This window comes from Chryseobacterium sp. MYb328 (genome assembly GCF_037572595.1).
Classification (GTDB): Bacteria; Bacteroidota; Bacteroidia; order Flavobacteriales; family Weeksellaceae; genus Chryseobacterium; species Chryseobacterium pennae.
In genome coordinates this window covers 112,292-125,732 of sequence record NZ_JBBGZQ010000003.1, presented here as the reverse complement: position 1 = coordinate 125,732, position 13,441 = coordinate 112,292, and the positions used below count along the sequence as shown (strand labels likewise).

11 protein-coding genes are annotated in these 13,441 nt (G+C 36.7%); 5 read left to right on the top strand and 6 right to left on the bottom strand.

What is annotated here, in order from left to right; all coding sequences use genetic code 11:
- The first annotated feature begins 344 nt into the window (after positions 1-344).
- From WH267_RS04580 to WH267_RS04570, 3 genes are read left to right on the top strand one after another with little or no spacing between them, the layout of a single operon-like run.
- Entirely contained in the window at positions 345-1,619 is a 1,275-nt protein-coding gene (locus WH267_RS04580) for a TolC family protein (protein WP_340006093.1), read from the top strand.
- A gap of 48 nt (positions 1,620-1,667) precedes the next feature.
- Entirely contained in the window at positions 1,668-2,777 is a 1,110-nt protein-coding gene (locus tag WH267_RS04575) for an efflux RND transporter periplasmic adaptor subunit (RefSeq protein ID WP_340006091.1), read from the top strand.
- Positions 2,777-5,875 carry an efflux RND transporter permease subunit gene (locus WH267_RS04570; RefSeq protein WP_340006089.1) on the top strand — a complete coding sequence of 1,033 codons (3,099 nt, stop codon included), beginning with the start codon at positions 2,777-2,779 and terminating at the stop codon, positions 5,873-5,875. Before WH267_RS04575 ends, WH267_RS04570 begins: the two co-directional genes overlap by 1 nt.
- 68 nt (positions 5,876-5,943) lie before the next feature.
- Here WH267_RS04570 and WH267_RS04565 read toward each other — a convergent pair whose 3' ends face one another.
- Together WH267_RS04565 and WH267_RS04560 are read right to left on the bottom strand one after the other, a co-directional pair.
- Positions 5,944-6,699, bottom strand: coding sequence for a DUF5995 family protein (locus WH267_RS04565; RefSeq protein WP_340006088.1), 756 nt, complete (start codon positions 6,697-6,699; stop codon positions 5,944-5,946).
- A 130-nt stretch (positions 6,700-6,829) separates the two neighbouring features.
- A complete protein-coding gene (locus tag WH267_RS04560; RefSeq protein WP_340006087.1) occupies positions 6,830-7,057 on the bottom strand; it encodes a hypothetical protein in 228 nt (75 codons plus the stop codon).
- Positions 7,058-7,316: 259 nt separating this feature from the next.
- On the opposite strand from WH267_RS04560, the gene WH267_RS04555 reads away from it, so the two are divergent.
- On the top strand, positions 7,317-7,487 hold the full coding sequence (locus tag WH267_RS04555) for a bacteriocin-like protein (protein ID WP_165852149.1): 171 nt from the start codon (positions 7,317-7,319) through the stop codon (positions 7,485-7,487).
- Between the two features lie 35 nt (positions 7,488-7,522).
- Here WH267_RS04555 and WH267_RS04550 read toward each other — a convergent pair whose 3' ends face one another.
- From WH267_RS04550 to WH267_RS04535, 4 genes are all read right to left on the bottom strand, one after another.
- On the bottom strand, positions 7,523-7,993 hold the full coding sequence (locus tag WH267_RS04550; protein WP_340006084.1) for a YciI family protein: 471 nt from the start codon (positions 7,991-7,993) through the stop codon (positions 7,523-7,525).
- A gap of 97 nt (positions 7,994-8,090) precedes the next feature.
- Positions 8,091-9,692, bottom strand: a complete 1,602-nt coding sequence (locus tag WH267_RS04545) for a GEVED domain-containing protein (RefSeq protein WP_340006082.1) — start codon at positions 9,690-9,692, stop codon at positions 8,091-8,093.
- Between the two features lie 274 nt (positions 9,693-9,966).
- Complete coding sequence (pncB, locus tag WH267_RS04540) at positions 9,967-11,145, bottom strand: nicotinate phosphoribosyltransferase (RefSeq protein WP_340006080.1); 1,179 nt, start codon at positions 11,143-11,145, stop codon at positions 9,967-9,969.
- Positions 11,146-11,239: 94 nt separating this feature from the next.
- Positions 11,240-11,716 carry a Dps family protein gene (locus WH267_RS04535; protein ID WP_340006079.1) on the bottom strand — a complete coding sequence of 159 codons (477 nt, stop codon included), beginning with the start codon at positions 11,714-11,716 and terminating at the stop codon, positions 11,240-11,242.
- 122 nt (positions 11,717-11,838) lie between these two features.
- Here WH267_RS04535 and WH267_RS04530 point away from each other — a divergent pair, with 122 nt between their 5' ends.
- The gene (locus WH267_RS04530; protein ID WP_340006077.1) at positions 11,839-13,425 is read left to right on the top strand and encodes a hypothetical protein; all 1,587 of its coding nucleotides are present in this window, start codon (positions 11,839-11,841) and stop codon (positions 13,423-13,425) included.
- The last annotated feature ends 16 nt before the right edge of the window (positions 13,426-13,441 follow it).

Sequence of the window (13,441 nt, the reverse complement as noted above, 5' to 3'; positions counted from 1 at the left end):
TCAAGAACTTATGTGTACTTCTTATGCTATATGTTTTTATCTTAAAACTATTTAAGCGTTTAAATCTTTTGTGACTTTTGTGGTTCATCATTTTCTTTAAAAACTAATTAAATTCTATTTCCCACAGATCTCACGAATATTTGTGGATAAATTCTTTGTATAACATAAATAGTGCTACTTGTGAAAAGGATTAGTGCAATTTGTGTTTAAAATCTGCGAGAGATTTAACATAAATCCCAACCTATTCTAATCAAACTCTAATGTTGGCCTAATTGAATTTTAATTTCATTCGAAATTAGCTCTAATATTGGGAGAATAGCTTTGTGGTCTTAAAATAAGAGACCTTGAAGAAGATTTTTTTTACCCTTTTTTATATTCATTGTTTCAGTTTCTTTTCAGCACAGATGTCAGATACCCTGAAGATCAGCAGAAAGGAGGCTGAAACAATCTTTCTTGCCAATAACCTTGATCTTATTGCTCAGAAACTGGAAATATCTCAGGCAGAAGCCAGAGCGCTCCAGGCGAAATACTGGCCAAATCCTAAATTAAGCATCAGTGAAGTGAATCTCTGGCGGACTTATGATATTGAAGAGCAGCCAGCCCTAATTGGAAACTGGGGAAAGAATAGCCAGATCTCAGCAGAAATAGAACAGGTGATTCAGACCGCAGGGAAGCGAAGAAAAAATATTGAACTTCAAAAAATAGAAGTGGAAGGCGAAAAGTATGAACTGCAGGAAGTCTTGCGTGAACTGAAAAAGACCTTAAGGAATTCGATTACTGAAATTCAGTACAATCAGGAGCAACAGAAAATATATCAGGGGCAAATAGCTTCTATCGAGAAATTAACAAAATCCTACAACAATCAGTTAACTCTGGGGAATATCAGTAAGGCAGAATATATCCGTCTGAAGGCTCAGGAAATTGAATTCAAGAAAAAACTTGTTTCATTGAAGCAGGAAATTGAAGAACAGCAGGCGGAGCTAAAATCCCTACTGATGATTCCATCCAGTTCTTATCTGGTGATTTCAGATTCATTCGCAATGCCGGAAAAGCAACTTTCAGAAATCGAGTTAACACAATGGCTTGAAAAAGCAAAGGAAAATCGTCCTGATATCCTGATCTCCAAGAATAAGGAGAAACATGCTGCTAAAAGTCTTGAGATTCAGAATGCCATGAAAACTCCAGATGTAGCCGTTTCAATAGGATATGACCGTGGTGGAAATATTATGAAAGACTTTATTGGGCTGGGAGTTTCAGTTGACCTTCCCATCTTCGACAGAAATAAAGGAAATATCCAGGAAGCCAGGCTGGAAATTGAAAAAAGTAAAAATGAGACCCGTAAAAATCTGCTGAAGTCGGAGAATGAAATAGTCTCCGTTTTCAGAAACTATATCCGTACCCAACAAGTTTCTGAAGAGATTGATGATACTTACGAATCTACGCTGGATGGTTTATTGATAAGCCATGAAAAGAACTTCAGACTGAGAAACATCAGTATGCTGGAGTATATGGATTTTCTGGATACCTATATCGGCAATAAAATGATTATTCTGGATACTAAAAAAGAGCTTAACCAATATTATGAAAACCTGCAATATGTTGTAGGACAGGATTTGTAAGTGCCCATTAAGAATGACCTTAAAAAATATGAACATCTACTTATGAGAATGAATACTACTAAATATATCGCGATAATTTATCTGTCTGGTCTGGTTGCGCTTACAGGTTGTAAAGACCAGAAGCAGACTGAAGAAGTGGGAAAGAATTATTGTATCAGCAAAGAACTTAAAAAAGATATTAAACTGGCTAAAGCTGAAATGCTTCCGATTGAAGAAAGTATTACCCTTACCGGAGAAGTGGAAAGCAATTCCGATAAAACAGTTCCCTTTGTAAGCCTTGTAGACGGCATAGTTACCGATACTTATTTTTCTCTTGGAGATTATGTAAAAAAAGGACAGGCTCTGGCCAGTGTAAAAAGTACGGCTGTCAATGAAATGCAGGATGATACCCAAACATTACAGGCTCAGCTTGCCGTAGCTAAAAGAAAATTATCCTCTGTAGAAGCGATGTATAAAGATGATATTGCTTCTCAGAAAGATCTTCAGGAAGCAAGAGCAGAGGTTACGATTCTTCAATCTAATATTTCAAAAACTCAAAAGAATATGCAGCTGTATTCTGCCGGTGGAAGTACCATTCAGATTAAAGCACCTGCAGACGGATATGTGATTTCCAAGAATATTTCGAAAGGAATGCCTGTAACTGCCGGTGGTGACCAGCTTTTTACCATTTCCAATCTGGATAAGGTTTGGGTAATGGCGAATGTGTATGCAACCAATATGAGGCATGTATACGTAGATCAGCCTGTAGTTGTAAAAACGTTGGCCTATCCGGATGATAGCTTTTCAGGAAAGATCAACAATATTTCCCAGGTTTTTAATGAAAATGAAAGAGTGCTGAAAGCTAAGATCATTATGGATAATAACGGAATGAAACTAAGGCCCGGAATGTCTGCAGATGTTGTACTGCCTGTAAATTCACAAAATAAATCAGCCTTGGCGATTCCTGCAAAGGCGTTGGTCTTTGACAATAATCAGAGTTATGTAGTAGTGTACAAAAAAGACTGTGAACTTGAAATAAGACCTGTAACAGAGATCGCTTCAAACAGTCAATATATATATGTAGAAGGAAATCTGAAGCAAGGTGAAAATGTAATAGCTTCCAATGGATTGTTGATTTATGAGAACCTGAAAAACCAATTAAATAATTCTAAGAAGTAATGCGAAAATTTGTACAGAACATAGTTTCCTTCTCTTTGAAAAATTCACTGATTGTTCTTTTAGGAACTTTCATGTTGTTGCTTGGAGGAATCTATTCCTATATACATACTCCTATTGAGGCATTTCCGGATGTTACCAATACCAGAGTGAGGGTAATTACCCAATGGCCTGGAAGAAGTGCTGAGGAAATTGAAAAGTTTGTCACACTGCCAATCTCAAAAGAGATGAATGCCATTCCGAATAAAACTTCGGTACGGTCTATTTCTTTATTCGGGTTATCGGTAGTTACGGTGATTTTTGATGATCATGTCAACGACTTTTATGCACAGCAGTATGCCTCCAATAAATTAGGAAATGTAAATCTCCCTTCAGGGGCAGAATACAGTATTGAGCCTCCGTCAGGAGCTACCGGTGAAATATACCGATATATTATTAAAAGTAGATTACCAATAAAAGAAGTAACCGCTATCCAGGATTGGGTGGTTGAAAGAGAGCTGCTGGCTGTTCCCGGAGTGGCTGATGTGGTAAGCTTTGGAGGTGAAGAAAAAACATATGAAATAAAAATTAATCCTACAGAATTACACAATTATGACCTTTCCCCCCTGGATGTGTATGAAGCAGTTTCGAAGAGTAATATCAATGTAGGTGGAGATGTTGTAGCAAAAGGAGATCAGGCTTATGTAGTGCGGGGGATTGGTCTTTTGGAGAAGAAGGAGGATATCGAAAATATTCAGATTGAAGTAAAAGGTTCTACCCCTATTCTGGTAAAACATGTTGCCGAGGTTAAAGTGTCAGCAAAACCAAGATTGGGACAGGTAGGATACAACAAAGAGAATGATGTTGTAGAAGGAATTGTCATTATGCTTCGTGGAGAAAATCCAAGTGAGGTGATTGCAAGGCTTAAAGACAGAATAGAGCAATTAAATGGTGGAGAATTGCCTGGCGATGTTCAGATTGTTCCGATCATTGATCGTACAGAATTAGTCAATACAACTGTTCACACGGTTTCCAAAAACCTGATTGAAGGAGTTATTCTGGTTTCCATTATTGTATTCATCTTCCTTTATAACTGGCGGACAACATTTATTGTGGCCTCAGTCATTCCGCTGGCTTTTCTTTTTGCCATTATTATGCTGAAAATTCAGGGACTTCCGGCCAACCTGATTTCTATGGGTGCTCTGGACTTTGGGCTATTACTGGAAGGGACACTCGTCATCGTTGAACATGTATTTGTTGCCCTCGAGCTGAAAGCGAAGAAGATTGGGTTAAAGAGGTTTAATAAAATTTCCAAACTGGGAATCATTAAAAAAAGTGCAGGAAGTGTGGCAAGTTATATCTTCTTTGCCCTATTGATCCTCATTGTAGCCTTGATGCCGATCTTCTCTTTCCAGAAAGTGGAAGGAAAAATGTTCTCTCCTTTGGCATTTACACTGGGGTATGCTCTGTTGGGGTCATTGATTCTGAGTTTAACCTATGTTCCGGCAATGTGTAAGCTTTTATTAACCAAAAATATTGAAGAAAAAGAAAACTTTATTTCAAGATTCTTCAGGGTGAATATTTATAGAATTTATGAATTTAGTATTCGTCATAAAAAAGCATTTATGGTCGGTTTTGTTGCTTTACTTACGCTTTGTGGATGGAGGTTTTCAAACTACGGTTCAGAATTTTTACCTAAGTTGAATGAAGGAGCCATTTATGTACGTGCCACACTTCCGAACAGTGTGAATCTGGATGAATCTGTACGTCTGACCAAAGAAATGAAAGAGATTCTCATGAAGTATGATGAAGTGAAATTTGTAATGACCCAAACGGGCCGTCCGAATGACGGAACAGACCCTACAGGATTCTTTAATATCGAATTTAATATCCAGCTGAAGCCTGAAAATGAATGGAAGAAAAAGATATCAAAGGATAAACTTCTGGATGAAATGAGGGCTTCCCTTGAAAGATATCCGGGAATCAATTTTGGATTCAGCCAACCTATTCAGGATAATGTGGAAGAATATGTAGCAGGAGTAAAAGCACCATTGGTGATTAAGATATTCGGGAATGATCTGTTCGAACTTGAAAATTATGCCAATCAGGTAGCCAATTCCATCAGAACGGTTCCTGGAATTTCAGATGTGAATGTCTTTAAAAATATAGGACTTCCGGAACTCAGAATACAGCTTCACGATTCTAAAATGGCAAAATACGGAGTTTCCACAGCAGATGCTCAGGCTGTAATTGAAATGACCATCGGTGGGCAGGCAGCTACCAAGTTCTATGAAGAAGAAAGAATGTTTGATGTAATGCTGAGATTTGAAAAAGACTATCGTGACACTCCTGAAAAAATGGGAAATATTCTGATTCCGACCCAGGATAATAAGAAAGTGCCATTGAAAGAAATTGCAACTATTGATTATCATACCGGGCCCTCATTTATTTACCGTGAAGGAAACAGCAGATACATTGGAGTAGGATTCAATATTGAAGGGCGCGATTTGGGAAGTACCATTAAAGAAGCGAAAGAAAAAGTAGATAAAGATGTAAAACTTCCGAAAAGCCATAAAATGACATGGGCCGGTGAATTTGAAAGCAAAGAAAGAGCTGCTAAGCAATTGGCCATGGTAGTTCCTATTTCATTGGTGCTTATTCTGATGTTACTGTATTTCAATTTCGGAAATGTAAAAGATACGCTGATCTCTTCCATTACATTGGCCTTTGCATTCATTGGCGGATTTTTATCCCTGTGGTTTACGGGAACGATCTTTGGAATCTCGGCAGGAATTGGTTTTATTATCCTTTTTGGAGTCGCTACTATTGATGGAATTGTATTGATTGGAGTGATGAAAGAAAATCTCCAGAACAGAATGTCACTTAAAGAATCTATTTCAGAAGGAGTAAAAAGCAGAATTCGTCCGGTAGTGATGATTGCTCTGATGGGATCTATGGGACTTCTTCCGGCAGCTATGTCTAACGGAATGGGTTCTGAAATTCAAAAACCTTTAGCCATTATGATTGTAGGCGGATTAATTATCTGTATGCTGCTTTCATTTACCATATTACCTATTGTATTCCACTATGCTTATCGTAAAAAGTATAAGGAAGCAATGTAGTTTCTTTTTTATTTGTTCATTATGAGGCCGGGATCCGTGAGGAAGATCCCGGCCTTTTTATTTTGAGCTTAAGCGGTTTTCGTGGATTCCAGAATTTCAATATTCTTTACCACATCATTACTTTCACATTTTTTCAGTTCTTGGAGTAGGGCAGGAGTGAGGATCTTAGGATTTAAGATTTGTGTGGCAACTTTTGCTGCGGCATAATCTACAATGCTGATGACTGATTCCTTTAAGAAATTAGGGGTGTTTGAAGAAATAACAGCGGTGGCCCATGATGTATCTCTGGCTCTGGATATTGCAAAATCCAAAACGGCATTATCTTTTCCATTAGAAAGTTGATCAATAAGCTGTACCGGGTAGCATATTATGTTGAGAGCATCCTGAACTTTCTGATTAATGGAGGCAATAACGGTATTGATATTCTCAAAATCCTTTTTTAAGGGATTGATTTTCCGGTAGGGCATAATAGAAGCTGCAGAAATTCCCAGATCCAGATTGATATGGGCATTCATTCCCAAAAAAATATGCTGTAGTATCAGAATATCTTTATTTTTGGTGGCTTCAAAAGCTATATACCAGGCATTGGTACATTTTTTAGCATTGCTGTAGTTTTTCCATGCTTCAAGATAGCGCTGAGCAAAAGCTAAATCAAGTAGTGTCATTCTGGGATTGTCCTCAAATTTCTTTTGTTGAATCCCTTTTAGAACCTGTGCTGTCATGATACGGTAAGTACAGGCGAAATATCCCGCAGGACTTTTATTTTCCTTACACCAGATGATAATTTCATCAAGTTTTTTCAGGACTTCCTCAATGGTTTTCATGATAGGTTTGTTTATTTAAAGATAATAAAAACCTGCGATCAGTGATGTATAGCTTTGGAAACTGTTAGAATGATCTTTTTTAATATTTAAAAAGTGAGCCGGAAGCTCACTTTATTTCTTATTGATCAGGTTATGGGGTGATTGTAATCGGATCCGGAAAAGGTTCCAGAACTAATGGTTTACATCTTGCAGCCGGTTCACATCTTCCACCCATGCATATAAAATTAGTCATAGTCGTTGAGCCGTCAGGACATCTGATCATACCTTCACCAGGGCATCCTCCGGGACATTCTGGTAAATGTAAGTATCCGCCGTATACATCTTTCAGTTCTGTTCTCGAAAGTTTTGAGAGATTCATTTTTTTCATGGAATTAATTTTTTATTTTGATGATAATTATAAAACACTTACAACCAGTTTGGTATGTTCGTTTTGCTATCTGCTAAAATAATCAAATTAATTCATTGAAAAAAGAGATATTGTTATGTGTATGTTTGGTAATTGTTTGTAAAGTAGTTGATTAAAAAATAAATTGTATATTTATTTCCAATTAATGGGAAATAAAAAGAGGAATCCGAAAATCTTGAAGAGTAGGAAATTAAAACTAAATTAAATAACTATGAAAAATTTAAAAAACTTAGACAGAAATGAGTTGAAAACTGTTTTAGGAGGGGCTGCAGCTGTATGCCTTGTGCCAGTGGATGGAGGATTCTGCCCGGCAAATTATACTTTCTGTAGTAATCCTTATTGTTGCTATCCACCACGAAGACCATATATCTGTATGGACTAATAAAAAAATCCCTCAACTGAGGGATTTTTTTATTTCTATGGATTTTCTTTTGAAATTTCATCATGATGCTTCAAATATAAAGGTAAGGCAGCAGAACCATACCAAGGAAAGACTTCGTAGCTGAATACTCCAGCCTGAACTGCAGGATCAGTCTTTACCCACTGCTCAGCTTCTTCCTTAGATTTTGTATTAAAAATAAACATTCCACGGTAATTCTCTTTATTCTTTTCCAAAAAAGGACCTGCTACCACAATTTTTCCTTCGTTGGCAAGTCTGCCAATGTTTTCCATATGGCCTTTCATTAAAGAACCCATTTTGGTTTTATCTTCAATTTTTGTAGTACCGGTTGTCAGCATAACAATAGTATAGGGCTTCATGCCATATTGATCTGCTCCCAATGAAGTGGCAAGCTCCTGATTGAACTTCGGTTTTTCATTTTTCTTTTCTTGAGCGAAAGAAAATGTGAATATAGTGAAAGAGAGTGTGAATAGTATTTTTGAGATCATAATATTTTTTTATAAATATAGTAAAACCTCATATGTTTAAGATAAAAAATAAAAGCGACAGTAAAACTGCCGCTTTCAATGTATTTAAAGGAATATATTACTTCTTAATTGCCTTAAGTACTTTATTGTTTCCATCTTCCATTTGAAGGGTGATCAGATAAAGACCTGCACCCAGATCAGAAAGATTAATTTCATTGCTGGCTTTAAGCGTTTTTAGCTGTCTGCCGGAAATATCTGTTACTGTGATAGATTTTACTCCTTTTATATCAGAAATTTTTAGAACATCCTTAAATGGATTAGGATAAACAGAGATATCTGCAGTTTTATTCATCCCTACTTCAGATGTTCCAAGTGTGGTAGCCTGTACATTAATTGTGTAATCTTCTACCTGTCCTTGGCTCACGTCAGCACAAGGGTCAGATAATTCTGCTCTTACAGAAGTAACTGAGGCGTTAAACTGGTATTTTACTCTCATACGGGTATTACCCAATGCTGCTGTAGCAGGTACTGCAATGTTTTTATTAACTGTAATGGTAGCACCACTTGCTGCTGCACCGCCTGCAAAATCAGAAGTTACAAAATATGCTTCTCCCGCGTCAGCAAAGCTTCCGTTCTGATTCCAATCTATAAATACTGTAAATCCAAAGCGGTTATTGATTCCTACACCTGCTCCTCCAAGAGAAAGCGGATAGGATGTACCTCGGGTAACCGTAGCTACTTTATTGGTGAAATTCTCATGGGCAACTGATAATGTAGAGTTGTTGGTCATATCACTAATCTGAACCTTTGAGATTGGATAAACACCAAGTTTAGCCGTTAGAGGACCACAATAAGGGATAAACGGATTGGCTCCTGTTGTAAAAGAAATTTCCTGACATCCTGAAGCATCTCCTAAAGCATTAGTTGGTGTAACTGAAGCATAAAGAGTAGTGTTTTGAGGGAAAGCACTAGAAGCTACAGGGGAGAAAGATGTAGTAGTTGAAGTCCCGGAATATACATTTGAAGCTCCTGAGGTAGTTCCCACTTTTATTTTATACATTTCTGCTCCTGCTACAGCATTCCACGTAATTTGTGGGCGAACAGGAACATTGGTTGCGCCATTTACTGGGCTGCTTATGGTAGCACACGTTGGTATTGCTGTTACTTCTTGTTTGATGCTTACATTATCTAGAAAGATATAAGAAGAGTAACCACTGCCTAGAGTTCCTACTGTTCTTATTCTTAGTTTGAAATTTCCATTTACATTGGCGCTTTCAGGAATGGTTCCGGTAAATACTGCGCAGGATGTTTCGTTTATTTCACTAAGAGTAATGGTGCTTCCAATAGGTGTATAATTAGTACCACCATCTGTAGAGTAAGATACATTCATAGTACCTCCTATATCATTTACATCGCTATTGGCAAGCATGGAATATGAAAATTTAATGTCAATCTTCTTACCGTTGGCAGTGATAGTTGCAGGTTTGGTATACATTAAATCCAGAGTTCTATTTGCATCGGAAGTACCGGCTAATATCCCTCCTATAAATCCAGAGCCATTACAGGCTGCAGAACCCGTATAGGTACCTGTTTGTCCTGTAACTCCACCAGTGGCTTCAAATCCAGGATAGGTTGCGTTTTCAAAACTCTCCGTTACTAAAATTTGTGCACTGCCCATGATAGATAATGCGGTAAAACTCAAGAATAGTAATTTTTTCATAAAATAAAGTTTTTGTTTCGCCGAAAGTAACGATATTTTATTAAATTGACAAGGGAATAGTATTTTTTGCGTTTTATACGGAGATTATTGTTGTTTTTATTATGATATTTTAGGTTTTTGTGGTGTTTGTTTTGAAGGTGGGGATTGTGAAAATGCAGGTGATTAAATATCTACCTGCACTATTCATCAAAATTATAGAAGGTTTTGTATACTTGGTATGTAAGAAAAAGCAGACGGTAATTATTAAAATTTTTCAGTCATTTTAATAGTATAATTAATCTTTTATTCTTAAAAATTCTTTAGCCAGTTCAATCATCTTTGGATCACCTGTATATTTTCCATGCTCGTCAGAAAGTTTTACTGTTGGGATCCATTCTTTATTAGGAGCTTGCACTCCAATCAGTTTCATCACGATATTCATCGGTTTCAGGCCTACATCATTGGTGAGATTTGTTCCTATTCCAAAAGAGATTCCTATTTTTCCTCTGCAATAATTGGTAATGTCTTCTACCTTTTCAAGATTTAAGGCATCAGAGAAAATGATATATTTAAACATGGGATTAATGCCGTTATTTTGATAATGGGCAATGGTTTTATCTGCAAACTCAAGAGCATCACCACTGTCATGGCGTACACCATCAAAAAGTTTTGCGAATTTTTTGTCAAACTGCTGGAAGAAAACATCAGTAGTGTAGGTGTCGGAAAGTGCTACTCCAAGATCACCTCTGTATACATCTACCCAATGCTCCAAAGCCAGTTCATTAGCCATCTTGAAACCATATTCTGCAGCGTGGAACATGAACCATTCGTGAGCATGAGTTCCGATAGGTTTTACCCCATATTTCATCGCAAAATGTACATTTGAACTTCCGATGAATGTAGACTCCTTCTTCTGTGTTAAAGCTTCCATTACCAGATTTTGTACCTTATACGAATGCCTTCTTCTGGTCCCGAATTCAGCAAAGGTAACGCCAAGCCTGCCCAGAGCATCTGCTTTTTCAACGGTTTTGTTCATAACCTCTTCATTAGAATCCCTCTCCATATGATTCATTTCATAGTGTAGCTCACTGATTAATGCTAATAGAGGAACTTCCCAAAGAATTGTTCTGTACCAAAGCCCTTCAACAATTACTGAAAGATCGCCACCTTCCTGATGGATCTTCACTTCAGACGGATCATAGTGATAGCCTTCCAGGAAATCCAGATAAGGAAGATCAATATAAGGACATGTTCTGGCCATGAATTTCTTTTCATCTTTAGTAAGCTTAAGTTCAGCCATCTTATTGACCGCTTCCTTTAATGCAGCATCAAAACCTTCCGGAAAATGATGCTTACCTCTGTTGATAAATTCATATTTTACGATAGAATTGGGGAATAATTTTACCACTGCATTCTGCATGGTTATTTTATAGAAATCATTATCCAGGATCGAGTTCAGTCTTACGTCGTTCATAATATGTGTAATTTTAACGCAAATATAAAAATTAAAAATAAAAATCGCCTAAATGTAAGGCGATTTTTTTGAAATATTTTGATGATCTTATCTGTTATTTCCCTAAATAAGAATTGTACATCCAAACTTCTTTCTCCTGTTCAGTGATATAGTCGCTCATCTGAGAGTTAGTTCCTTCATCACCCGCTTCATCTGTAATGTCTAAAAGTTCTCTCTGAAGATCAATCACTACTTTGAATGAAGCCAGAATCTGTTCAACACTTTTAGTTCCATCTGTAACTTCTTTACTTTCTTTAATAGTTGCTACTTTTAAATAGTCAGAGTAGTTGTGTGCCGGAGTTGCTCCCAGTGTAAGGATTCTTTCTGCAATTTCATCGATTTTTAAAACCAGACTATTGTAAAGTTCTTCAAACTTTGGATGAAGAGTAAAAAACTGATCTCCTTTGATGTTCCAGTGAGAACCTCTGGTGTTCTGATAAAATAAAGAATAGTTGGCTAAAAGTATATTTAGTTTTTCTGCTATTTTTTTGCAGTCGGCTTCTTTAAGCCCTATAATACTGGCATTTTTCATAAGTTTATCTTTTTATATATCTCAAAGTTACGAAATATCGTGCCGAATAGCTCTGTATATTAATAGATGATAACTATAAGAAAATTTTTAAAAATAGTTTGGAAGTATTAATATTGCAAACGATGAAAAGTTTCTTAATAACAACGGTACTGTTTCTGGGAGTAGGTATGGTTTATCTCTTTCTGATGATGTCCGGAACTGAAAATTATTTTACCTACATACTGGATGATGCTTATATTCATCTGGCAATTGCCAAAAATTTCGCATTTCATGGGGTATGGGGGGTGACTCAGTACTCATTTTCATCTACTTCATCCTCGCCGGTTTTTACTGTTTTTTTAAGTGGTCTTATATATGTTTTCGGAGATCATGAACTTATCCCTTTATTATTTAATACAGTAACTGCCTTTTTTATGATCTTTTTTCTGAATAAATATTTCTCAGACTATTTTAATGAGGCCAGATCAGTTATAGCAGCCGTTTTTTTTACAGTGCTATTTACTTCCGTTCCAATGCTTGTTTTTTCAGGGATGGAACATGTGCTGCAGGCAATGGTTATTGTAGTGAATGTTCTCTGTTTCGAAAGATGGAAAGGTTCAGAATATAAAGATAATTACTGTTCCGGTTGGTTTTACAGTAGTCTTGCTTTACTTGGGCTGATAAGATTCGACAGCATGTTTTACTTTCTGGCTCTTGCATTGGTATTCATATTACTGAGAAGGTTTACATATGCTGCGGGAGTATTGATCTGCGGTTTTATTCCTATTTTGATTTTCGGATATTTTACTCACCAGGAAACGGGGTATTTTTTTCCTAATTCGGTAATCATAAAAGGGAGTAGATTTGATCTTTCCGGTAACTATTTTATGCAGGTCGCAGGTTTACTGTATCATAAGATTCTGGATAACCGCAATTTTTATTTTGCAGGTATATTACCATTATTAATTTCTGCAGTGCTGATTGCAAAGGATATTAAAAAAGGATTGGGTTTTCAACAAATACTCAGCAGGAACCTTCTTCTGATAGTATGGTGTATTACTTTATTTTTACATGGAGCCTTCAGCAAGTTTACAAAGCTGTACAGATATGAAGTCTATATTTTAACAGGCTTTGCTATGGCTGTCATTCCGAAGCTGAAATCTGTTTATGAGCACAAGGGCTATTTATTAAAAGAAAACAGGGGTATTTCAGTATTGATTTTCCTTTCGTTTGTATTATTGATGGTAAAGGTAGGGTTCACAAGTTACCTTACAGTAGTAGGAAGCAGAAATGTCTATGAACAGCAAATACAGTCAGCAAGATTTTTAAAGAAATATTATCCTGATGCTAAAGTAGTGGCTAATGATATCGGGGCAATATGTTATTTTACAGATATTCATTTGCTGGATTTTGAAGGATTGGGATCCAAGGAAGTGGTACCATTCAGAATGAGACCAGTAGGAATAGATGATCAATTTGAAAGGTTTCTGAAGTCTTATACTATTCAAAATGGTTACCAGCTTGCCATAGCATACGAAGAATGGCTGCAGGGACATACCCCTGAAAACTGGAAAAAAGTGGCTGTGTTGACAGTCAGTGGAAGTAATGCACTATTGGGAGAAGATCACTTATATATTTATTCTATCGACCCCCGTATTCATAATACTTTGAGAGAACAGGTGAAAAATTTTAACTGGAATAAAAATATAACCGTTAAGATCATAGATTAAGTCCGGACCCTATTAA